25 protein-coding genes are annotated in these 21,762 nt (G+C 44.1%); 5 read left to right on the plus strand and 20 right to left on the minus strand.

All coding sequences use genetic code 11. The features are described 5' to 3' along the window. Positions 1-53: 53 nt before the first annotated feature. The 9 genes from MHB72_RS11645 to MHB72_RS11685 form a co-directional block, all read right to left on the minus strand. Complete coding sequence (locus MHB72_RS11645; protein WP_216920785.1) at positions 54-539, minus strand: DinB family protein; 486 nt, start codon at positions 537-539, stop codon at positions 54-56. Between the two features lie 30 nt (positions 540-569). Then, positions 570-2,216 carry a YndJ family protein gene (locus MHB72_RS11650; RefSeq protein WP_216920787.1) on the minus strand — a complete coding sequence of 549 codons (1,647 nt, stop codon included), beginning with the start codon at positions 2,214-2,216 and terminating at the stop codon, positions 570-572. Beyond that, complete coding sequence (locus tag MHB72_RS11655; protein WP_026579579.1) at positions 2,213-2,830, minus strand: DUF4166 domain-containing protein; 618 nt, start codon at positions 2,828-2,830, stop codon at positions 2,213-2,215. The genes MHB72_RS11650 and MHB72_RS11655 overlap by 4 nt, the downstream gene beginning before the upstream one ends. A 1-nt stretch (position 2,831) precedes the next feature. After that, entirely contained in the window at positions 2,832-3,731 is a 900-nt protein-coding gene (locus MHB72_RS11660; protein WP_216920788.1) for a DoxX-like family protein, read from the minus strand. A gap of 243 nt (positions 3,732-3,974) precedes the next feature. Continuing rightward, a complete protein-coding gene (locus tag MHB72_RS11665; protein WP_197407142.1) occupies positions 3,975-4,547 on the minus strand; it encodes a TetR/AcrR family transcriptional regulator in 573 nt (190 codons plus the stop codon). A 7-nt stretch (positions 4,548-4,554) separates the two neighbouring features. Further along, positions 4,555-5,268, minus strand: a complete 714-nt coding sequence (locus MHB72_RS11670) for an MBL fold metallo-hydrolase (RefSeq protein ID WP_216920790.1) — start codon at positions 5,266-5,268, stop codon at positions 4,555-4,557. A gap of 81 nt (positions 5,269-5,349) precedes the next feature. Next, positions 5,350-5,823 carry a GyrI-like domain-containing protein gene (locus tag MHB72_RS11675; RefSeq protein WP_041817222.1) on the minus strand — a complete coding sequence of 158 codons (474 nt, stop codon included), beginning with the start codon at positions 5,821-5,823 and terminating at the stop codon, positions 5,350-5,352. Next, positions 5,820-6,104, minus strand: a complete 285-nt coding sequence (locus MHB72_RS11680) for a zinc ribbon domain-containing protein (RefSeq protein ID WP_216920792.1) — start codon at positions 6,102-6,104, stop codon at positions 5,820-5,822. The genes MHB72_RS11675 and MHB72_RS11680 overlap by 4 nt, the downstream gene beginning before the upstream one ends. A gap of 53 nt (positions 6,105-6,157) precedes the next feature. After that, complete coding sequence (locus MHB72_RS11685; protein WP_216920794.1) at positions 6,158-7,093, minus strand: helix-turn-helix transcriptional regulator; 936 nt, start codon at positions 7,091-7,093, stop codon at positions 6,158-6,160. Positions 7,094-7,300: 207 nt separating this feature from the next. Between MHB72_RS11685 and MHB72_RS11690 the strand changes: the two genes are divergently transcribed. Further along, positions 7,301-7,780, plus strand: coding sequence for a sporulation protein (locus tag MHB72_RS11690; protein ID WP_189396870.1), 480 nt, complete (start codon positions 7,301-7,303; stop codon positions 7,778-7,780). A 40-nt stretch (positions 7,781-7,820) separates the two neighbouring features. On the opposite strand, the gene czrA is transcribed toward MHB72_RS11690, so the two are convergent. The 3 genes from czrA to MHB72_RS11705 form a co-directional block, all read right to left on the minus strand. Next, complete coding sequence (gene czrA, locus MHB72_RS11695) at positions 7,821-8,153, minus strand: Zn(II)-responsive metalloregulatory transcriptional repressor CzrA (protein WP_003182557.1); 333 nt, start codon at positions 8,151-8,153, stop codon at positions 7,821-7,823. An 85-nt stretch (positions 8,154-8,238) separates the two neighbouring features. Next, the gene (locus MHB72_RS11700) at positions 8,239-9,063 is read right to left on the minus strand and encodes an MBL fold metallo-hydrolase (protein WP_216920797.1); all 825 of its coding nucleotides are present in this window, start codon (positions 9,061-9,063) and stop codon (positions 8,239-8,241) included. A gap of 139 nt (positions 9,064-9,202) precedes the next feature. Beyond that, a complete protein-coding gene (locus tag MHB72_RS11705; protein WP_231006556.1) occupies positions 9,203-9,454 on the minus strand; it encodes a YnfE family protein in 252 nt (83 codons plus the stop codon). Positions 9,455-9,606: 152 nt separating this feature from the next. On the opposite strand from MHB72_RS11705, the gene MHB72_RS11710 reads away from it, so the two are divergent. Beyond that, a complete protein-coding gene (locus MHB72_RS11710) occupies positions 9,607-10,944 on the plus strand; it encodes an APC family permease (RefSeq protein ID WP_023855703.1) in 1,338 nt (445 codons plus the stop codon). A 90-nt stretch (positions 10,945-11,034) separates the two neighbouring features. Then, entirely contained in the window at positions 11,035-11,685 is a 651-nt protein-coding gene (locus MHB72_RS11715; RefSeq protein WP_254122149.1) for a lysozyme family protein, read from the plus strand. A 134-nt stretch (positions 11,686-11,819) separates the two neighbouring features. Here MHB72_RS11715 and MHB72_RS11720 read toward each other — a convergent pair whose 3' ends face one another. The 6 genes from MHB72_RS11720 to MHB72_RS11745 form a co-directional block, all read right to left on the minus strand. After that, positions 11,820-12,806, minus strand: coding sequence for a polysaccharide biosynthesis protein (locus MHB72_RS11720; protein WP_145624558.1), 987 nt, complete (start codon positions 12,804-12,806; stop codon positions 11,820-11,822). A 38-nt stretch (positions 12,807-12,844) separates the two neighbouring features. Then, the gene (locus MHB72_RS11725) at positions 12,845-13,492 is read right to left on the minus strand and encodes a DUF1796 family putative cysteine peptidase (RefSeq protein WP_101560980.1); all 648 of its coding nucleotides are present in this window, start codon (positions 13,490-13,492) and stop codon (positions 12,845-12,847) included. A gap of 192 nt (positions 13,493-13,684) precedes the next feature. Next, positions 13,685-14,242, minus strand: coding sequence for a hypothetical protein (locus tag MHB72_RS11730; protein WP_101560981.1), 558 nt, complete (start codon positions 14,240-14,242; stop codon positions 13,685-13,687). A gap of 13 nt (positions 14,243-14,255) precedes the next feature. Beyond that, positions 14,256-15,461 (minus strand): glycosyltransferase family 4 protein, encoded by a 1,206-nt coding sequence (locus MHB72_RS11735; RefSeq protein ID WP_101560982.1) that lies wholly within the window; start codon positions 15,459-15,461, stop codon positions 14,256-14,258. 168 nt (positions 15,462-15,629) lie between these two features. Further along, positions 15,630-16,163, minus strand: a complete 534-nt coding sequence (locus MHB72_RS11740; RefSeq protein WP_020451765.1) for a DUF420 domain-containing protein — start codon at positions 16,161-16,163, stop codon at positions 15,630-15,632. A 152-nt stretch (positions 16,164-16,315) separates the two neighbouring features. Continuing rightward, the gene (locus MHB72_RS11745) at positions 16,316-17,296 is read right to left on the minus strand and encodes a hypothetical protein (protein ID WP_020451766.1); all 981 of its coding nucleotides are present in this window, start codon (positions 17,294-17,296) and stop codon (positions 16,316-16,318) included. 230 nt (positions 17,297-17,526) lie between these two features. Here MHB72_RS11745 and MHB72_RS11750 point away from each other — a divergent pair, with 230 nt between their 5' ends. Both MHB72_RS11750 and MHB72_RS11755 read left to right on the plus strand, forming a co-directional pair. Next, the gene (locus MHB72_RS11750) at positions 17,527-18,036 is read left to right on the plus strand and encodes a GNAT family N-acetyltransferase (protein WP_144498579.1); all 510 of its coding nucleotides are present in this window, start codon (positions 17,527-17,529) and stop codon (positions 18,034-18,036) included. Positions 18,037-18,080: 44 nt separating this feature from the next. After that, on the plus strand, positions 18,081-19,046 hold the full coding sequence (locus MHB72_RS11755) for a S66 family peptidase (protein ID WP_020451768.1): 966 nt from the start codon (positions 18,081-18,083) through the stop codon (positions 19,044-19,046). A gap of 31 nt (positions 19,047-19,077) precedes the next feature. Here MHB72_RS11755 and MHB72_RS11760 read toward each other — a convergent pair whose 3' ends face one another. Continuing rightward, positions 19,078-20,667, minus strand: coding sequence for a solute:sodium symporter family transporter (locus MHB72_RS11760; protein ID WP_216920801.1), 1,590 nt, complete (start codon positions 20,665-20,667; stop codon positions 19,078-19,080). A 160-nt stretch (positions 20,668-20,827) separates the two neighbouring features. Further along, on the minus strand, positions 20,828-21,637 hold the full coding sequence (locus MHB72_RS11765) for a 3D domain-containing protein (RefSeq protein WP_023855696.1): 810 nt from the start codon (positions 21,635-21,637) through the stop codon (positions 20,828-20,830). Between the last annotated feature and the right edge of the window lie 125 nt (positions 21,638-21,762).

A 21,762-nucleotide genomic window follows, 5' to 3' on the forward strand; every position in this document is an offset into this window, starting at 1 on the left:
TGCGGCTTAGGGTGGGTGACCGCCTTAAGCCGCCATCTTGCCTGACAACACCGTTAGTTGACGCCTTTTGAAGGGTCCCACGATTTCTGCTGTTTTCGGATCGTGACGATTTGTCCCAGATGGTAAGCGTTATGAAGAATGAGAAGGGACAAAATCTCCGCCCAGGTGGAATGCGGATCATGCTGGGCCGGCTCCATCAGCATCTTCTCTTCGCATGCCGAAAGCGCATCGATCCATTCGTTATAGATCGTATTCAGTTCTTGCCGGCTTTCTTCCCAGCCAAGTCCGCTTTTGTTTACAAACGTATCATCGATCGTATAATCAAAAGCCGGAACGGGAATTCCTTTAAACCACTTTAAATAGCGCTCGTTGTAAAAAATCAAATGGTTGGCAATTTCTAAAATCGAATTTTCCGAACCTTCCCCTTTTTGCCTTGCCTGGCTTTCCGTAAGATCAGCGGAAGCCGTTTGAAAACAAACAAACCAAGTCGTTTCGTTAAAGCATGCTTTAAACTGTTCAAGCAAAATGTTTTTTAGCATAAATACCCTCCAGTTCGATTCGATTTTTGCCTAGCTTTCTTTTGCTATTTTCGCCCTATTGACGGCAGAATCCTTTTTTTCAATATGATATTGAATGTCGAGAAACCGTATGCCGAACAGCCACATGCAGTGATGAGCGCAGAGCCTCTTTCGTCCCTGCTCTTTGATGATAAAGCGTTCGGCAAGCGGCAGTTTAAACGTACCTGTTCCGGTCGAAAGGAAAATGCCTTCATCACCCCGGTCAGATCGTTTGTCTCTGCTCGTCAAAATCAGGCAGCCGTCCTCTGCTTTCGGCTTTAAAATGCCTGTCATATTGGAAAACGGCAATGGCAGTGCAATATTCATATATGTGATGTCATCATGGGTATGAGCAGAATAAAGCGCCACGAACACAGTCTCGCCTTCCTCGTTCGTTCTGACCCAGGCGCGCACATTCTTCCTGCCGTCTTTGGCTGAATCAACACCGATAATCTCGCCCTCCATCGTTTGCCGCCCGGTCTTTGTCCCCAAATGAATTTGCCCTGTCATTTTTGAAATCAGCTGATACATGTGCGCAAGCGGCTTAAACCATGGACGCCAGGCGATCTCCGCTGTTAACGAATAATCGGCAGTATGCTCATAGAAATCGAGAATGAGAGGAGAAACCGTCTCAAGCTGAAATCCGTTTCTCTGAAATGCGCTCATATCATCGGCAAGACCTTGGTAAGACGAATCGCTTTGTAATCGGTGCCGTTGTAAAAAATCGGCTCCGATTCTCCATGATCCGTAAATGTTGCTCATCATTTCGCCTTGCCTCCTTTCACAGTCCGGCTCAGGAGATTCAAGACGCCAGCCGGTCAGCGCTGGAATAATGACGCCAAAAGCGTTGACAAGCCCGTGAATCCAAATCATTTCCTGAATTGTAAAAGTCGGCCGGCCGCGATAAACACCGTAAGAGTAAATAAGTGAAAAAGCAATGGTAATCATCAATGTAAAAGACGAAAAGATCACAAAGCGGCGAGCCGCGCTGTTTTTGAAGGCCGCGATCGAGACGAGAAAGCCGCTGCCGTATATGGCCGCCAAATACAGCGCAACGGCGAAGACATCAATGGTTTTCGAAAACGATATGCCGACCGCAATGAAAAGCGGAGACAGCATGATGAGCCATGTCACCGCTGTATAAAAAAGGCCTTTCTTTTTCAGCTTCCTTCCGAGCATTCCATTAAAAATCGGAATGAGAAATGCAGAATAATGAAAATGCACCGCTGTCAGCAGCACGATCAGCGGGCTGAAATCCATGACCTGGAGATTCAGCGTATAAGCAAAAAGCCAACCCCCTCCGAAAGGAAGGTAAAGCAGACCGCTGTCAATCGATGCCTCTTCAAGGTCCTTTCCTCCTCTTTCCCAGAGACGAAGGACGCCGTATAAGGCGATCATCCCCGTATAGCAGAGCCAAATCGCTGAAAAAAGCGGGGAATGGAACAACAGGGATAACGAAGCCGCACAAGCCGCATAAGGAAAGCACGCGCTGATCAGCCGAAACATTCCGTTTTCATGCTGAGTAAGATCGAGTGCGGCCGGAACAAAAAATAGCATCGCTAATAAAAGCAGCGCCTCTGCTGGCGGGATGTCCGGCGCTTTGCCGGCGAAAAAAACCGCATAGCAAAGAACGCTTACAAAAAAGCGGCGGAATTTCATGCCATCTCCTCCTCCCTGTTAAACGTTCCTCTGTAGGCAAACAGCGTTCCGAACAGCGGATTTTTCACATGAACATCAATCGTAAAACAGCCTTTTTCTTCGTCATACGATTCATTCACCCTGGAAATACCGTATAAACACTTTGTAAGGGGCAGCTTTTTACTGAATAAAGGCAGCCATTGTCTGACAGAAGTAATCGACAGTGATCCGTCAGCTTCCGCCTTAAACCGCAGGCTTGAAATTAAGATTGGCGGATGTCCGAAATAGTCGATGATTTCTCCCCGGCTTTCATCATAGATCATGACAGCATCAAAATACCTTTGTTTATCACGAAAAAAGAAAGTCCTGTTCCAAACGGCTGCCGGTGTATCATTTTTCGTCAGCCGAATGTGATTTTCAATCGTGAACGGAATGTTCCTCCCTCTTTCGGGAAAAAAACAGCGGAAGACCGTTCCCGCTTTAAACAACAGCCTGATCCAGTACGAACCGCCGGATATTTCCGTCATCACTCCTTTTCCTCTGAACGCGCTTTCTTGGGTGAGGTGATACCGTTCCTTGAGTTTTGGGTGAAGAAGGTGAAAATCCTCGATCACCCGTTCATACATCGAAACCAAATCAACGCCTCTTTCTGATCGTATTACCCGCGTTTGGAATGCCACAAGCGCTCACATAGCCGACAACGGACAAGATGATAAGCGCGGCATTAAGCACGACCGGGTTAAAAGGTTGGGCAAAAGATGCGAGATTAGCCATTCCTGCAGATACCGAAAGCAGCACAAGCAGGGCGATATGCAAAAGAAACCACTTCCTTTTCCGACCTGGATAAAGCCATAACACGCCGACCATCACCTCGGCCATGCCGATCAGTTTCAGGAGCATTTCGGGATGAAAACGGCCGCCCGTGAAAGTCGAAAGCATGCTGATTTCCTCAGGATGAACCATCATGAGCTTTGGCACAAGCCCCTGGTAAATCCAGACGAAAGAAAACAGCAGACAAACGAGCCAATAGATCAATGTTTTTTGAAAAAGCAGCCTTGGATGGTGTCCTTTTTCAAGCCAGATCTTCAGCGCAGCGAAGCTCCAGGCCGTCGCCCAGCCGATGAGCGGCCTGAATGCCTTATCTGCAAGCCGGCCCAGCCTCCCGTAACGGGTGTCATAATCGTATTGTGTCATAAACGTGATCCCGGTTTCGCTTTCGCTGTATTTCCAATATCCTCGGCCTTCGCGAATGACAGAAAGCGGGTGGTTTGTAGCGAACTTGAGTGACGAGACTCTGTCTCCCGTGTCTTGATATACGTTTCCGACAGACACTCCTGTACCGGAAATTTTTAAACCGAAGCCGATTCTCGTTTCGTATAAAAACCTTTGCGGTTCACCCGGTCTGCGCTTTAAATAGGTAATGTCCGTAAATCGCAAGTCCCATTGCCGATGGAGGGCAGGATCTTGAGTATAGCGCCATAGCCGCTCCATATCTGTCTGGATAGATATTTCTACGTAAATCGGAGTTTTTTTCATTGCGCACGCCCTTTTGTGAATATATTCACAATAACAGCATAACATGGAACACATCATGTGTGAACCAATTTTTGCATATCCAGTCTCTCTTTGCCGACATAAAAAAATCCTCGGCTGTTAGGCCAAGGCAATTAATGGCTGGTTAAGCCTTCTCATACCTATGACTCAAAAAATGGAAGAGCCATACGAAAATCATACTAAATTTTCGAAAAAATGTAAACAATTAAGGAAAAATTCCCTTGTTTATTCAGTCTGATAGGTAGCGATGCCTTTTAGGAAGGCACGGATTGTCAAATCAAAACTTTCTTCCACATCATAAGGAAGACCGAACGCATCGTGTTGCCTGAGTGTTGCAAATCCATGCATGATGCTTCTCAAGCCTCTGACCGCATGGATCGCGGAGTCATTGTCTAAATGATAGTCTTTCAGAACGGAAAGCACCAAGGCGAGGATTCTGTCTCCTGCTTCGTCAAGCCGTTCATCTTCATCAGGCATTGCAATAAAAGTTGCTTCATAAAGCCCCGGCCTGTTTTTGGCAAAAGTGACATAGGCGTGAGCCATTCTGCTGACAGCCTGATCCTCTTCGGCTCCCTGGACAGCAGAAGCCATGTTTTCATAAAGTATCGTCAAGCCGTAAAGTGCGAGTTCTTTCCGTAAGTCGTTCAATCCTTTTATATGATTGTACAGAGACGGAGATTTGACATTCAGCCTTTTGGAAAGAGAAGCAAGCGTCACTTCATGAATGCCTTCCTCATCAGCCAGAAATGCCGCAGCTTCCAATACTGCTTCTTTATTCAAACCGATTCGTGGAGACACGATTTCTTCATCCTTTCCTGTTCAATTTGATATGTGCTTCGTTCACCGCTTTTGTCATCGCTTGAACCGGATCATGGACAAGATTGCCGTGGCCGGCGGCAAGCGCCTTCGGTTTTAAATCTAACAGCTTTTGCGCGCTTTCTAAAGCAGTTTCTTTGTCCCACGTGGCCAAAGCTGGAAAAGGAAATGAAAGCTTTAAATGCCCTGATACCGTCATGCCGCTTCGCGTATGGTACGCGTCACCGACTATGAGAAGACCGCTTCTTTCATCCAAAAACGAAATGCTGCCAGGCGTATGCCCGGGTGATGAAACAGTCAGCAATGAACCGATCCTGTCTCCTTCCTTTAAAAGGATATCAGGATTTGTCTTGATGTTTTTCGGAACGCCTCCTTTGATTGTTCCGCGCTCCCCTTCCAGCATCTTTGTATCACTTTTTAACAGACGCGCATCCCGTTCAGATATGGACACTTTCACACCGGGAAGGCTGTAGTACAGCGCGTCAAGCGAACCGACATGGTCGCTGTGGGCATGGGTCAGCAAAATCCGTTTAATCGGCTTACGGAGATGATCCGCAGCCTTTAAAATCCCTGTTTTGCTGATCGGAATCCCTGTATCAATTAATGTAAGGCCGTCTTCTTCATCTGCTAAATAACAGTTGACAGGAAATAGGCGCGGAAAAAAAGTCAGCTGGTAGACCGATTCAAATCGGGTAATCCTCATCGCTTTCACCTCTTCGATCAAAATAAAAAACTAATACCGTTAGTTTTCATTTTAAAACTAATGGCATTAGTTTTGCAAGCATTATTTTTTTCGATCGACAGCAACATAGATGGCAACTTGGGCATTTTCGGGATTTTCTGCTTGTTCATCATAAACTTCAAAATCTCCGGTATAAGTACGAAGATTTTTTTCATCCCATGTCCAAATCTCTTGCCAAGTTTCAAACACGACCTCCGCGATCCTCCCCCGCTTTGAAACAAAAACGGCATATTCGGATGCAGGGAGCGAAATGAGATTGGCCGTTTTTTCTTGCTGATCAACGAACGTTCCGATTGAAAATGTATATGTCCCGTGTTCGTCCGTCTCATAATCTGAATAAAGTGCGATCGTGTCTCTCCTAATGTCCTGGCGTTCAGTATGCGGAAATTTTTCGCGATATAAACTCCACATGGAAGGAATTTTACCTTTTTCGGATACTTCATCACGGTTGCTTGTCACGGTCGATATCCCGCTGAATAACTTTGCCTTCTGTTTTTCGAAATGAGAAAAGCTCATCTTCTCTGCCCGCCTTTCGTTTGCGTATCCGACGCCCACCGTTTTAAATGAGGGAGCGTCCGCTCCAAGAGCGATCTCGCTTCGGCCTCGGTTTTTCCCTCTTCTTTTATATAAGGAACACAGATGTCGATCATCTCTTTCAATGTCGCATCCGGATGTGTATATGCTCCGTTTTCATAGCAGTACATACAGTAGTAGCGATTCTTCCCCCCGTCTTTTTCTGTGCCGAAAAGTTCGCTTGTCATCGGCATGCCGCAGCTTTGGCAAATATGATGTTCCATGTTTCATTCCTCCTTTTTCTTCATCATACAAAAAGAAACCTGACAGCATCGTGTCAGGTTTCGTATAAATGTACAATTTGATTAGCCAAATTTTTTATTTTTTGACGGATGCGGGGAGGTGTGAGAACTTCAATATGTGTTCCAAATTGGAGGAGAAATCCGTACAGCCATTGATCTTCCGGATAAGAAACGGTTGCCACGCATTTTCCGTTTTCATAAGTGAGAGCTTCTGAGCCAAACCATTCTCTCGCCAAAGACTCTCCCGACGGTTTAATGAGAAGGGTCAACTCGGTCATATTGTCCGGTTTGTACCATGATGTTTCCCAAGGAAGTGAAGACAGATCAACTTCCTTTCTTTCAAACTTTTCTTCAAGCATCTGTACGTCTTTCATACGCAACAGTTTAAAGAAGCGAAACGCCTGTCTCTTTAGGCAAAACGCATATAAATACCAGTGCCTTCCCTTTAGGACGAGGGTATGCGGCTCAGCTTTCCTTGTTCCGGTTTGCCCCTCTCTGTTCACATATGTAAAGGAGACCGCCCGCGTGCTGTCTGCCGCTTCATCCAACAAACGGATCTTTTCTTTGATGACAGGACTTTCTCCCCAGGAAGAGATGTCAACAAACCATTTTTCCGTTTTCTTGCGGAATTCCGGCATTTCTTCTTCGGAAACGAGAAACCGGATTTTTTCAAGGGCAGAACCGTGATGAAGGACTTCATACGTTGAAGAAACGCTTTCCAAAGCCGTAGTAATGGCAGCCAGTTCGTCTGCAGAAAGCAGTTTATTTTCGAGCCGAAACCGCTCCATGATGCTGATCCCGCCTCCCGCTCCCTGTGAGGTGACAATCGGAATGCCCGCCTGGTTGATCGCCTCGATATCCCGGTAAATCGTTCTGACAGAGACTTCGAACATGCCGGCAAGCTCCTTTGCCTGCACTTGGCGTTTATTAATCAATAAAATCACGATGGCCAATAGCCGGTCAATTTTCACCGCAGATCCCTCACATTCATCTTACGCTCCTATTTTCATTCTAAAGCACACACCATTTTGGAATATCATGACAAAAAAGGGGATCTCATCACCCAATTATTTAGAAAATCACTTTTCCTGTTACGATTTATACAGTTTGGACATATACTCCTTAAAAAAGGAGGTTTTAAAAACATCATATATTATTTTTTACAGTTTTTCGCCATTGTGTCCTTCGTCTATATCAAGTTCAAACGCTCAGTCGGCTATCAGCCTTTAAAGCCGGCACGCATGCTGTTCCGGATCATCCTCTTTTCGGGAATTTTCGTTTTTCTGCTGACGATGAGCGCACTTCACCCTTTATCATACTTCTATGATCTGATTGGGATCGCGCTCGGACTCATCTTGACCGCCTATGCGCTGAAGCATGTGTCAATCGAAAATCGGGACGGCATCCTTTATTTCAGAACGCATTTATGGATTGAATTGATCGTACTTTTGTTATTTTTATACCGGTTTCTTTACCGAATCGCCGAGATCGGCCAGCTCCAGACTGCGGTTTCAAACGGGGGTTCAGCAGCGTACGGCGCCCTTTTTGCGCAGGACCCGGCCACGATGATCGGTTTTTTTGTACTGGCCGTTTATTATGTCGGTTTCTCTTTTTTTGTTTTAAAAAAAGGAAGAAACGAAGAAAAACGCTCAGCGTAAAAGGCAAACTCGGGATGTGGAGTTTGCCTTTTCATAAGCTTTAGTCATGCTGTGTATGATCGATCATCTGCTGAAGTACATCGAGGACATGCTGGTCTTCCGGAGAATAAAAAATGGAAGTCCCTGCCCTTCTTGATTTAACGAGACGAAGATTTTTTAAAAACCTGAGCTGGTGCGAAACGGTTGACTGCAGCAGACTCAGCTTCTCTGCTATTTCATTGACCGAATGTTCGCCTTGTGAGAGCAGATGAAGAATTTTGATTCTCGTAGGGTCTGAGAGCGCTTTAAACGTCTGTGAAACGAGAAATAAAGTTTCTTCATCTAACTCGGCCCGCACCTGTTTTTCTGTTGTTTCCTGATTGTGCTCACTCATGCTTTTCACCTTTTCCGCGCAACTTTTACCTTCATATCATATACCAAAACATACCGGTTGAAAAGTTTTATAGCCAGGGAACAGATCAAGTCGAAAACAGCGTTCCCTGAAGCGCTTCTGCATACCTTGCGGCTGACAGCTGTACACGTTCTCCGGCATGGTTTTCCACAGAGCGGCGAAAAGCGCCGTACAGCCGGTTGAATGGAACATTTTTTAATTGATCAGCTATTTGCTCCACTTTGCCGGCGGGAAGAGGAATCAAATTTGGATAGCTGTACATAAAACTTACCCATCTGCGATCTTGAACGACTTGGATAATGTCTCCTGAAAGGAGGATTCCCTTGCCTCCGTTTCCGTTTGCCCAATGGCAGACCGCTCCCCCTTTAAAATGGCCGCCAAGCCTGTGCAAGGTCAACCCGCTTGACAGCTTGAGGGAATCGCCGGACCAAAAGACAATCCGGCTGCTCGGCCGCTGCACCCATTGTTTGTCATCTTCATGAATGTAGATCGGAGCATCAAACATTTCAGCCCATTCCGTTTGTGCAGCATAATAATGCGGATGTGATAAAGCGATCGCCTGGACTCCGCCCATCCGCTCGATATTCTCAATCGTCCGCTGATCCATGTATGTGATACAATCCCACAGTAAGTTAAAACCGGGCTCCTGTATCAGGTATGCCGATTGACCGATGCCGAATTCGGGGGTTGTCGTCAAACTGTATAATCGCTCTTCTTCCCATGCGATTTCGTTTTGAAACCTTCCGCATTGCTTCATTTCTTCCAGCGTTGTCCAAGCTTGCCCTGAATGATTGACATACTGTCTTTCTTCATTGCAAATAATGCATTCCGCCGGCTCTTTCGTAGCAGCTTCACATTGAACACCGCACGTCGTGCAAATATAGTTAGTCAAAATTGCTCCTCCCCTTTCAAACTATATTTTACCATCTCCTTCACATGTACATGATTTTTTCGCTTCTATATATTGCGCTATCCAGGTGATCTGTCCGCATCATCCTGAATCGCGAAAAAAGCGTCCGCTGATCCGGACGCTAGCTGCCTTCTTGCTGATACATATGTTCAAGCTGTGAAAATGAAATATCGCCGGCCGCACAATCTACAGCGGCATCGACTACCTGATCAAAGCGATCGGCCGAAGCGCTTTTCTCTTTCAACCGTTGTTCATAGCGTTCGAGCTCTTCCTGCTGTTTTCTTAGATCCTCTTCTTTTCCATCATAATCAGATGCATTCATCGTCTCCATATTTCTTTTGACGGCTTCAACATAGCCTCTCAATATATCCATACCTTCATACTCCTTGCCTTTTTTCAAAGGGTTTGCAACTGTTGCTATTTTTATACAGGAAAAAGAGGTTTTATACAGTTGCTCAAGCGCAAAAAAACAGATAAAATATGTCTTAATTTCTGTATTTTTTACATAAGGGGATTTAGAAGTCATTGAAAAACGAAACTGCGCTTAAACGAAGCCTTACACTCGGCCCGCTTGTTGTGATCGGCCTTGCTTATATGGACCCGCTCGTCGTATTTGATTCATACGGAGTGGTCGCACAACTGACAAAGGGGCACGTTCCGGCGGCATACATATTCACTGTTGCCGCACTCCTTTTGACCGCTTTGAGCTACGGCAGCATGGTCAAAGCCTATCCAAAAGCGGGATCGGTTTATACATATGCATATGAAAGCATTCATCCGCACGCAGGATTTTTAGCCGGCTGGACGATCATGCTAGACTATTTATTTTTGCCGATGGTCAATTTTGCGATCGGCAGCGCTTATTTGACGGCGGCTTTTCCTGAAGTGCCGCATGGCTTTTGGGTCGTTCTGCTCGCTTTATCGATTACCGTTGTCAATATTTTAGGCATCAGACTAACCGCAAATATTACAGGGCTGTTCGTCGCTTTTCAAGTGATCGTCGCCCTGACTTTTGCCGGATTTATGATCGCCGGGCTCGCAGACGGCCTCGGGACGGGCGAGCTGGTTTCAGCCGATCCGTTTTTCCGTTCTGATATCGAGCCTTCCCTGATTGTATCAGGAGCGACGATTTTGTGTTTTTCGTTTCTTGGCTTTGATGCGATTTCCACCATGTCTGAAGAAACGGTCAACCCGAAGAAGAACATTCCGTTAGCCATCTTTTTAACAGTAGCGATCGGCGGAACGCTGTTTACGGCGATTTCTTACTTGATGCAGCAAATCTATCCGTCCTATGATAGCTTCCAGCATGCCGATTCGGCATCGCTGGAAATAGCCCTATATACAGGAGGCGCCTTTTTAAAGTCCTTCTTTTTGGCGGGCACGATGGTCGCTGTCGTTTCATCCTCGCTTTCTTCGCATGCGAGCGCTTCGAGGCTTTTGTATGCGATGGGGCGGGACAGCTCTCTTCCGAAACGCTTTTTCGGCTATGTGCATCCGACTTTAAAGACGCCGGTGTTTAACATTATGTTCATCGGGCTGATTTCATTGACGGCCATGATCGGGGAACTCGAGGTCATCTATTCATTCATCAGTTTCGGCGCGCTGATCGGATTCATTTTTGTCCACCTGTCTGTCATCGGCCATTACTACATTCGAAAACAGGAAAGAGGCTTTTTAAAAACGCTTCGCTATTTGGTTCTGCCCTTTTTGGGAGCCTCTTTCTGCGGCTGGCTGCTGCTTAGCATCAGCAAAAATGCGCTCATGATTGGAGCCGGCTGGCTGATTGCCGGTTTTATATACTTTTTGTTCAGAATCCGTACTCTTCCGAACGTCACATTCGGCTTTGACCGCGATCCAAGATAGAAGGATATCGCTTGGTCTTCTTGAAGATATATGTCATAATAAATGAGGCTGTATACTGTTTTGCATCAGGGCGCTACAGAGGTGAAACCATTGAAGAAAAAGAAATCGGGATGTTTAGCCGGAGCTGGCTGTTTGTCTTTTTTTGTGTTTGTTCCCTTGATCATTTTCTTTGCCATCTCCGGTCTGGAACAATTAAAATGGCTTCCTCTTGACACTGAATCTAACATTCTTGAGAGATTAAAAGATTACAAACCTCTTGTTGAAGAAGAACTCGATGAACAGGATCTTTCACAATACACCGCTCTTTTATTGGGCATGATGTATCAGGAGTCGAAAGGCAGAGGCGGTGATCCGATGCAGTCGTCGGAATCTCTCGGTATGAAGCGAAATGAGATTGACGATCCAAAAGCAAGCATTAAGCAGGGTGTGCGCCACTTTACAGCAATGTATAAAAAGGGACAGAAAAAAGGCGTCGATATTGAAACGATCATCCAAAGCTATAATATGGGATCGGGTTATATCGATTACGTCTCAAAACACGGCGGAAAGCACTCAGAGAAGCTGGCAAAGACATTTTCCGAAGAACAAGTCAAAAAGAACCCCGACCTGTATAATTGCGGCGGAGATACAAACAATTTCCGCTACCCTTATTGCTACGGGGATTACTCTTACACGGAAAAAGTAATGGAACGCACAAAAAAAGTCGAAGAACATATCGAAGGGTTAACACTTGAACATTGACAAAACGGCAAGCCGGGTGAATTTTCGTCCGGCTTGTCCTGTTTTCGAGGAGCGAACAGAAGCATCGCCTGCAGCCGCATGCCATGCCTGTCATCAGTTCGCGTATTCTCCCGTGAACGCTTCGGTCCATCCTTCTACTCCAAAAAACCGCCTTCTTTCAGCATTTCTTTTACTTCCTTTTTTGAGATTAAAAAGTCTTTTGAGCTCAAATGATCAGTTTCTAAAGGCTGACAATCCGCATACTTTTTATGAAGTTCAGGCATTTTGATTGCAGGAAGCACCACCGCGAGGTCATTTGTAAATGAAACAGCATGCTGCCGTTCATGAGGTGAAATCAGCAGTTCATGAAGCTTCTCCCCCGGCCTTGCCCCCGTTTCTGCAATGGACGTTTTTTCGTTTCCGTAAGCTTCGATCAGCACTTCAGCCATGTCTAAAATTCTGCAGGCCGGCGAATTCATAATGAAAATTTCCCCGCCTTGGCCGCTTTCAGCCGCTTTTAATAAAAGCCGGATCGTTTTTTCCTTCGTGAGGAAGAAACGGGTCATTCTTTTGTCTGTGATGGAGACCTGGTTCTTTTCCCTGATCTGGTCTTTAAAAAGCTGAAGAACACTTCCGCTGCTTCCGAGCACATTTCCTCCCCTTACACAAATAAAATCCGTGTCTGAATAGAGATGGTTCGCATATACGATCAACTTCTCGCCGATCGCTTTCGTCATTCCGTAAAAGTTGGCAGGGTCAGCCGCTTTGTCAGTCGAGACGTTGATGACTTTTTTAACCCCGTTTTCGATCGCTGCTTCAATAACGTTTTCCGTCCCTGTGACATTCGTTTTTAATGCTTCAAGCGGCTGTTCTTCACAAACCGGCACATGCTTCAGCGCAGCTAAATGAAAGACATAGTCGACACCTTTTAATCCTGTATTCAGCGCTTTCCGATCTCTGATATCCCCGATGAAAAACGTCAACCTCGGATCTTCAATCTGCCTTCTCATTTGAACTTGTCTTTCTTCATTTCTGGAAAATACAATGAGCTTTTTAGGATTTAAGGATAGCAGCTGAAGAATGAGTTCCTGGCCCCATGAGCCTGTTCCTCCAGTAATGAATATCGTTTTATTTTCAAACATTTCTTTTCCTCCTCTGGTAAACTCCAAAAAAATCCGGTTTAAACGAGAGTGATTCCTTTAAACAACGATGCCCATAGATCATTGTTTGACTCCCATATCTCTTTGTCCGGCAGTTCAACAGTGCAAGTCTTTTCTAATGGCCAATTTTTCTCTACAATCCCATTCACCTTCGAGTGCTTCACCAGAAGAACGCTAAAGTCGTGCTGAACCAAATCTGATAATACAAGTTCAAGTTCCTGTGCTTCTTTAAAGCTGCCTTCTCCTTCTGTCCTGACAAATAGGATGCGATTGCCTGTTGAAACTTTCTCCAAAAAGCGGTTAATCCTTCTGTTGTACTTCTCCATCACTTCAGAATAAGTGATCAATTGATCAAGCGTATTTTGATCCGCGTCAAAGTCGTGAACAGAGCCAATGTTATAAAAGTCATCTAAAACATAGATTGTAGATCCCTCTTCTTTTTTTTCACCTGTATTATAGCCAATGACTCTGATATTTTTAGAATTCATAAAGCCGGTGAAGCGATTTCTAAGAAGCCGATTGAGATCTGAGAGAGAATTCGTGGTAACCCAGTCCAGAGGTCCTGCAAAAGGCCTTAAATCATTGTTTCTCAGCTGAATAGCCGCTAAACAAAGATGTCCCAGACTAAAAACGGCATCATATTGACCTTTAATGTCTTTTAAATTCATCTATCAATCACCTCATCGTTCCCCTCCTATTTTATGTTCTTCTTTAATAGGAAAAAGATATACTGCTGATAGTATTGTATGCCTCGTAACGGAAAAAGGTAAAAGACAGCTACCTACTGCATTTAATTTCAATTTGAAATAATAAGAATACAAAAAAATAAAAAGCCTTCGGATTGCGAAGGCTTTTTATTTTTAATTGTTTTCACTTTCATTACGATTTTCTTGAACTGCTTTAAGCACCTTTACAGTTTCGGGGCTTGGGATTGTGTGGTCTTCGGGCAATGATTCTGTAAGTGTTTCTACAACTGACCGTTCCAAACTTTCAGTAGAGCTGGTAACCGTATTATTGTCAGTCGATTCTTTAAACGTTTCTAAAGACTCTGCCGTTTCGGGATCAGACACTCTGACTTCTTTACGCACTGACTCGATGATTTCCTCTAAAACATTGCGATCAATTCCTTGAGCTGCAGCCCCTAGAATATCTTTTAAAACTTTATTATTATTCTCCAAAATGCTGCTATTCATATCTTCAAAAATATCTTTTAGCTCTGCTATTAAAGGTTTAAGGCTCTCATCGACAGATTCACTCACATCTGTATCTGATTCTGCGGATGCCGTTGAGCTATCTTGCTTCTGGCTATTCCGCTCTTCGGTGAATTCGACCAGCAGATCCACATATTTTGCCCACCATTCAGCATCTATTTCTTTGTTTAAACCTTCAAACAAGTGATTAATAATTAAAGATTTCATTCAATTTCACTCCTTATTTCTCATTTTGATAAATATCAAGGACCCTGGTGACGGCTTCATCCATATCCCAATGCTTCCTAGCAAACTCCCTGGCGTTATTCCCCAATTGATTTCTAAAATCATCGTCTTCCAGCAATCGTTCTAAACTATTTGCCAGTGCATTCACATCTCCCTTTGACACGATAAGGCCGGTCACTTCATGCTCTACCATTTCCGGCAAACCTCCAGCATCACTGACAATTGCAGGAACCCCGGCAATTTGAGCTTCAATTAAAGATAAAGGCTGGTTATCCAAAAGACTTGGAAGAACATATATATCAGCGAGGGATAACAAGTAAGGCACATCTTTCCGATTTCTCAGAAATTCGACGTTATCATCAATACCCTGCTGCTCGCTTTGAATTCTGAGTCCGGCGAGCTTTTCCCCTTCTCCTGCCAGCCAGCATACCCAATCGTCTCGACGGTTTTTTAATAGAGCTAGTGATTCAATTAAGTGATGTATACCTTTATTTTCAATCATTCTTCCGGTAAAAAGGATCACTTTCTTATCCGTTAAAGGCATATCAGCTGCCTTTGTGTCCATCCGTCCCAGAAATCCGTCAATATCATAGCCGTACTGAGAAACAAGGATTTTTTCTTCCGGCACTTCAAATTCTTCCGTCAAAATATCTTTAAGCCAGTTGTTTGCAACAATCGCCGTATCGCCAGACATCGCACCTATTGTTTCTAGGTGGTCAAAATATGCCTTTGCAACATGGGAAGTCGACGATCTGTGGATGGTGTTGAGCTGATCTCTGATTTCATATGCGACACTGCCGTGAAGCGACGTGACAAGCAATTGATCTTTAGGCATAACACGCTTAATACATGTACTTGAAATGATATCCTGCGCATGAATTAGATCATATTTGTCAAGTCCCAAATAGGCAGCGCCCAGCTCATAGACATAGCGCTGAAGCTCAGTATAGCTGACCAATTGATTTGCGTATATTTCCGGATACTTCTCTTCGCTCATCATTGCTTTAACTAATGGAAGCAGCTCATCTTTTTTGACGCTGCGGTTTTCATCTACGATATGAACGATACTGCTCTCTTCTCCATATCCGAGCAAATCCACTTCATGTCCTAAGGACTCCAGCTTTTCTTTTAATTGCTCCATATATGTCCATACACCACCTACATGGGGTATATTCCAATAAGTGGCAAGCAAAATTTTCATATCCATCTCCCTTTTTCATTTCTATAAAAAGCTCTAATTATTTATATTCCTATTTCCATATCTTGTGTAGACGATCATCTATTTCAGCATATATTTTTGTACCAGAGGAAAATCGCTTTTAAAAGAGAAGAAGTTGCGGGAACAAAAAAAAGCCGGATTCTCCGGCTTTTAATAGTATGGGGAAATCATCATATAGACGAGAACACCTGTCAGGCTGACATACAGCCAAAGCGGCATCGTCCAGCGGGCGATTTTGCGGTGGCGTTCCACCTGCATGCTCAGGCCTCTGAACAACGTAAACAAGGCCAAGGGAACGATTAAAGCGGACAAGACAATGTGTGTGATCAAAATAAAATAGTAGATCGGTCTTATAATCCCTTCCCCGCCAAAATGAGTGTCAGGCATTAATGAATGGTAAGTTAAGTATGAAACAAGAAAGATGAACGTTGTCGTAAAAGCGGCAAAAATAAACCGCTTGTGCGCCTTAATGTTTTTCTGTTTAATCATGATCAGTGCAGCCACTAAGAAAATGAATGTGAAGCTGTTGCAGACTGCGTTCAAAAGCGGCAGAAAAGTCAAATCCAAATGAGCGAATTTGTCGCTTTTCGGCATGAAAAACAAGAGGGCAATGACACCGTTTATGATAATCGTCAGAGCAACAACAATGCCTGTATAGTTTTTATTTTTTTGTGTATGTGTCATATCGGGCAATCTCTCCTATTTGTGCAAGCTATCAAAATCGTATTCAAATTCAGGAGGAATGTCAACGTTTTCGGCTTTTCGTCAGAATTTAGTCACAGAATATACAAAAATTCCCCTCCTCTAGAACGAGGAAGGGAACCAAGGCGGATGCCTTAGAAATTCATAGCATCTTTAGCCATTAATTTTTCGAATTCTTCTTCAGTTACGATATCTTCTTTATTCGGTTTATGCTCAAACTTTACGTCACCATCGATATTTTTGTAAGTTGTAGATGCCGTGATGCCTAAAGATTGAGGTGCTTTTTTGCTGTCAACAGACAAAGAGATATCCGCATTTTCAGTCAGAAGATTTTCTTTGTCATCGATTGTTGATGTCACATCGAACTTTTTGAATGTGACGTCTTTCAGTCCGTCTTTAATCTTGTTCAGCTCGCTCTTCGGAACAGCTTCTCCGCTCGCTTTTCCGGCGATTTCGATGAACTTGACGACCGCAGCTTTAATTTCTTTGTCACTAAAGCTGAAAGCGACTTTTTGAGCAGCACCCTGCTCTTTTTCTTTATCTGTCAGATCCGCTTTTTCAAACTTATCTGCAGGCAGATTGTCTGCAGCTTCTTTGATGGATTCCATCAATTGTTTTTGAAGTTCATCCGTGTCTTGAGATGAAGTTTTGTCATCTTCAAGCGGGAATTCAAGGTACTTGCCTTTGACGCTGTCAAAATTCATGCCGGCTGTTCCAAGGAAGAAGCCGAAGCTGTCAAGAACGCTGTCAATTTTGATGTAGCCGACTTGTTTCTTTTCGTCCATATAAACCGGAATATCGAAATCAAGCGACATGTTTTGGACTTTCAGCTTCGCTTTAATCACAGCCTCAGACTGTTTCGTTTCAGCATTCGTTTTTCCGCTGATCGTTAATGTTGCATCGTTCAGCATATCAGCAACTTGCTTATCTTCCGCTCCAAGGTTGGATGCGTCAACTTTCAAGCCGATATCACTTGAAAATTCGTATGATTTCGCAGAAATCAGCTTTTTATAAGCCGTTGCGTAAGATCCTTTTGGATCAGCCTGCTGACATGCAGCTAATACAAGAACAAAAGCTGACATCAGCATCAATAGAGAAAAAATTCTTTTCTTCAAAATCGTACGCTCCTTTTGTCATGGTTTTTCTGGGATTAGGAGGATCCATTGTCTCGTATCCTAGGTAAATATACCAGAAGTCATATGAATTCTATCACAAAAAAATCGTAGAATGTGAAATTTTTGTTTAAAATTACATTAAAATTTAATTCTAGCAACCCATTTGCAAATTGCCGTTCTTTTTACTATAATCGAAAACTGTATGTTTTAATGGAAAGGAGTAAGTTTTTATGATAACGGATGAAGAAATGCAAAAAGACAGCTCCGGCTTGCAGAAGGAATTGAACGAATTGCAATTTCAACTGTTTCGGATGCGTGAAAATATGAAGGATATCTCCAAAGATTCGCGAGTGCTCGGTATTGATCAATCGAAAGACGATGAATGGATGATTGTCCATTCGATTGATGATGGCCGGACATGCAAGATCATGTTAAGCGATTGCCAGTCGCCGTACCGCGGAAGATGTGATTTTTCTCTTGTCGCTTCCTACAAAGAAGAAAAACGCGCGATCCATATCGGGGATATTAAAGGGCCGGCAAGCTACGGTTATGGTTCCATCTGCATGAAGTATTTAAAAGAAAAAGCCCGCGAGCACAACATACCGGTCATCACGGGGGACATTGCTGAAAGGGATTGGGACCATGTGGATCGGCTGATCCATTTTTATGAAAAGCATCATTTTGAAGTAACGATCGACCCCGGTTCAAAATCCGGTGAAATTCAGTGGCAGGATCTTTAAAAGTATGGTGAAATAGATAGAAACAATGAAAGGTGTGCCCGTTCATGTTTCCAGAAAAACTACAGCCCGGTGACGAAATCAGGGTGATTGCCCCATCGAGAAGCCTGTCACTTCTCAACACCGATAAGATCGAAAAGGCGAGAACGGTTTTAAACAATCTCGGATTTCGAATCTCGTTTTCCGCACATGCTAATGAAATTGATGAATGTTCTTCCTCCAGCATTCAATCGAGAGTAAGCGATCTCCATGATGCCTTTTCCGATCAACGCGTCAAAGGAATACTCACTGTGCTCGGCGGGTATAACAGCAATCAGCTGTTATCACATTTGAATTATGAACTCATAAAAGCCAACCCAAAAGTGTTCTGCGGCTTTTCAGATATTACCGCTCTTTCAGCGGCGATCTATGCAAAAACCGGGCTTGTCACCTATTCGGGACCTCATTTTTCAAGTTTTTCAATGGGGTATGGACTAAACTATATGACAGATTACTTTTTGAAGTGCTGTTGCGCAAGCGGTGTCTACGATGTTGAACCATCATCGATGTGGTGTGAAGAAATCGAAACTGAAGAATGTCCCAAACAAAACAGCGGCCCTGTTGTGATCAACGAAGGCTCAGCAGACGGAAAGATCATAGGAGGGAATTTGTGCACATTGAACCTATTGCAAGGTACGGAATATTTCCCTGACATCAAGAACGCCGTATTGTTTCTTGAGGATGATTGGGAATCGCCGGCAGCGTTTTTTGACCGCGATCTGCAGTCCTTGCTTCATCTGCCCGATTTTTCCGGTGTCAAAGCCGTTCTCATTGGCCGTTTTCAGACAGCATCAGCCGTAACGCTTGAGCGCCTTAAACAAATTGTGCAAACAAAAAAAGAGCTTTCTCAAATACCCGTTATCGCAAATATAGATTTCGGCCATACAACCCCTTTCTTTACATTTCCGATTGGCGGACGGTGCCGGATCGACGCACAGAAAGAACATGTATCACTTTGTATCACAAAACATTAAGGCAGAGGATGAACACATCCTCTGCCTTTTTTTATTTGGCAAGACCCCAAGGCGAAAATAACAGATAAATGCAGGCCATCAGACAAATCACAAGAATAGAAGCAAGTTTGGCATGCTTCCATGGCCGCAAGTCAACCTTTGCATTTTTCTCAAGCTTGAATTCTGACGGCCTTGGCTTCAATTTTCCGATGAAAAGCATCAAGAGGACGGAAAACGGAAACAAAACGGCCAATATATAGAGAAAATGAATATGGCCAAAATAGATTTTTGAGATGGTATACAAAACAATGTGTGCGAATATCGCCCATTTCACGGCAAGCGCCGGCACTTTTTTCGTAAAGAATCCAACGACGACGGCAGCCAATACAGGGACATTGAAAAATCCGAACATTTCCTGCAAATAATTGTAAAGTCCGGACGGCGCAAACAGAATAAAAGGCGCGATGATAATCGACACCGCGGCAAGGATCACCACAAAGATCCTTCCCGTTTTCACAAGCTCTTCTTCTTTTGCCTCAGGCTTGAAGATCGGTTTGTACAAATCCAATGTAAACAACGTGATCGTGCTGTTCAGCGAACCGTTAAACGAGCTGAGAATCGCTCCGAATAAAATCGCGGCAAAGACACCGATAAGTGCAGTCGGCAGCAAATCAACGATCAGCTTAGGGTAAACGGTGTCAGCATTTTCAATATGACCTCCGTAAAGATGGTAAGCAATAACCCCGGGAAGAACGAGATAAAACACACCGATCGTCTTAAATACACCGGCCAGCAATGCGCCTTTCTGCCCTTCAGCCAAGTTTTTCGCCCCAAGCGCCCGCTGAACGATCGACTGATTAACAGCCCAATAAAATAAGTTGTTCACAAGCAGTCCCGTAAAAATCGTCGGCCACGGGACTTCTGCAGTGTTGTCAGCTGTAATGGCATTCAGCTTTTCCTTATGTACACTCGTCAGCTCAGTATAGCCGTTTAAGAGACTGCCGTCGCCGATTGCCATGATTCCAAGCACAAAAATAAACAGACCGCCAAGAATTAAACCGGCGCCATAAATGGCATCAGCCGATGCCGCAGCTTTTAGTCCCCCAAAAAATATGTAGCAGCAGCTTGCGGCCCCGATCACAAGCGAGATGAAAAAAACAGTCGCAAACTTGCTGATTCCAAGCGCAGAGGAAATATTAAACACTTGATCGAGAACGAGCGCCCCGGAGTACAATACGGTTGGCAGAAACGAGGTCGCATATCCCAGAAGCAGGAGAATCGAGACGATTTGCCGCGTTCTTTGATCATAGCGTTTTTCAAGAAAGTCAGGTATCGTCGTAACCCCAGAACTGAGATACCTCGGTAAAAAAACGAATGCCAGCATAATGAGCGCAAGCGGTGCTGTAACCTCCCAAGCCATCGCACTCATCGTTCCCGAATAGCTTTGACCGTTTAACCCTACCATTTGTTCTGTTGACAAATTGGTTAAAAGCAGCGAACTTCCAATATAGAGAGCAGTGAGACTGCGCCCGCCGAGAAAATAACCGTCTGACGTCTTCAAATTAATATCTTTTGTCCTCAGATAAGAAAAAATAAAAATCCCTGCATTAATCAATAAAAATGTCATGATAATCCACAGCAATACTCTTACATCTCCTTTTCTAAATCAGCTGATATGTACATATCTATTGAACTACCCATTTGCCAATCTAAAAAAACATCTAAATCGAAAAAAAGATGCAGAAAACAGAAAAAAGACACTGATCATCTCCATGGTCAGTGTCCATCAATGGTAAAACTTCTTATTTTAAAACTTTTACTTTAACCGTTTTAACGCCCCAGTTTTTTGCCGCGGATTTGCTTGGAACAAATACGTCGATTTTGTTCCCTTTGATCGCACCGCCGGTGTCGGCAGCAGTCGCTTCTCCGTAGCCTTCAACATACACCTTGGATCCAAGCGGGATCACGTTTGGATCCACCGCAATAATCTTGGCGTTTTTATTGGCGTTCAGATCAAAACCCGTAGCTGTCACGCCTGTCATTCCGCCGTCATTGGCAGTGTATGCCGTTGCGGTAACCGTCAGTTCTTTTGCAGCGCTTTGAGAGCTTTGAGATTCGTTTGAACGGGAAGCCGTTTCTTTTTCCTGCTTAGGTGCAGGCGCAGCTTTCTCAACTTTCGCTTCTTTTTGTACGGCAGGCTTTGTTTCCGCAGGCTGCGCCGCAGCAGCTTGAACCGTCGCCTGTCCGTCAACAGTTATGGATGTATTCGGGTAAATGATATCTGATTTTATGTTGTTCCAATTTTTAAGGTCGTTCACGGAAACGCCGAATTGTTGAGCGATTTTCCAGAGAGTGTCTCCCTTTTTAATGGTATATTGTTTCTTTTCTTCTGTCTGTTTTTCAGAAACGTTCAGCTTTTGTCCTGGAATAATCAGGTCTGAGGAAAGCTGATTCCATTCTTTTAAGTCCTGCAGATTTACCCCTTGTTTTTGCGAGATTCCCCAAAGGGTGTCACCTTTTTGGACTGTTACTTCTTTTGCAGAGGCACTCGCTCCGAATGCAGTTGAAGATAGTGCTGCAACTGCAACAAAGGACATAAACGTCTTCTTCATAAGTAAATCCTCCCTTGTTAGCTTTTTATTGTCCGGCTAACAGGAGCAATCGTAACATATGAAAATGTCAAATCAATAACAAAACAATTTGTTTTTGATTACAGTTATTTTACGAGGAGGATTTT

The sequence above is a fragment of the Bacillus sp. FSL K6-1284 genome, from assembly GCF_038002625.1.
GTDB classification, from domain to species: Bacteria; Bacillota; Bacilli; order Bacillales; family Bacillaceae; genus Bacillus; species Bacillus paralicheniformis.

Bases quoted from the DNA above. Each gene is read 5' to 3' on its own strand.
- MHB72_RS11765 (WP_023855696.1), bottom strand. From the start codon at position 21,637: ATGAAGAAGACGTTTATGTCCTTTGTTGCAGTTGCAGCACTATCTTCA.
- MHB72_RS11750 (WP_144498579.1), top strand. From the start codon at position 17,527: ATGATAACGGATGAAGAAATGCAAAAAGACAGCTCCGGCTTGCAGAAG.
- MHB72_RS11720 (WP_145624558.1), bottom strand. From the start codon at position 12,806: ATGTTTGAAAATAAAACGATATTCATTACTGGAGGAACAGGCTCATGG.
- MHB72_RS11755 (WP_020451768.1), top strand. From the start codon at position 18,081: ATGTTTCCAGAAAAACTACAGCCCGGTGACGAAATCAGGGTGATTGCC.
- MHB72_RS11660 (WP_216920788.1), bottom strand. From the start codon at position 3,731: ATGAAAAAAACTCCGATTTACGTAGAAATATCTATCCAGACAGATATG.
- MHB72_RS11675 (WP_041817222.1), bottom strand. From the start codon at position 5,823: ATGAGCTTTTCTCATTTCGAAAAACAGAAGGCAAAGTTATTCAGCGGG.
- MHB72_RS11735 (WP_101560982.1), bottom strand. From the start codon at position 15,461: ATGAAAATTTTGCTTGCCACTTATTGGAATATACCCCATGTAGGTGGT.
- MHB72_RS11725 (WP_101560980.1), bottom strand. From the start codon at position 13,492: ATGAATTTAAAAGACATTAAAGGTCAATATGATGCCGTTTTTAGTCTG.
- czrA (WP_003182557.1), bottom strand. From the start codon at position 8,153: ATGAGTGAGCACAATCAGGAAACAACAGAAAAACAGGTGCGGGCCGAG.
- MHB72_RS11650 (WP_216920787.1), bottom strand. From the start codon at position 2,216: ATGAAATTCCGCCGCTTTTTTGTAAGCGTTCTTTGCTATGCGGTTTTT.
- MHB72_RS11645 (WP_216920785.1), bottom strand. From the start codon at position 539: ATGCTAAAAAACATTTTGCTTGAACAGTTTAAAGCATGCTTTAACGAA.
- MHB72_RS11705 (WP_231006556.1), bottom strand. From the start codon at position 9,454: ATGGATATATTGAGAGGCTATGTTGAAGCCGTCAAAAGAAATATGGAG.
- MHB72_RS11740 (WP_020451765.1), bottom strand. From the start codon at position 16,163: ATGACACATACACAAAAAAATAAAAACTATACAGGCATTGTTGTTGCT.
- MHB72_RS11730 (WP_101560981.1), bottom strand. From the start codon at position 14,242: ATGAAATCTTTAATTATTAATCACTTGTTTGAAGGTTTAAACAAAGAA.
- MHB72_RS11670 (WP_216920790.1), bottom strand. From the start codon at position 5,268: ATGAGGATTACCCGATTTGAATCGGTCTACCAGCTGACTTTTTTTCCG.
- MHB72_RS11680 (WP_216920792.1), bottom strand. From the start codon at position 6,104: ATGGAACATCATATTTGCCAAAGCTGCGGCATGCCGATGACAAGCGAA.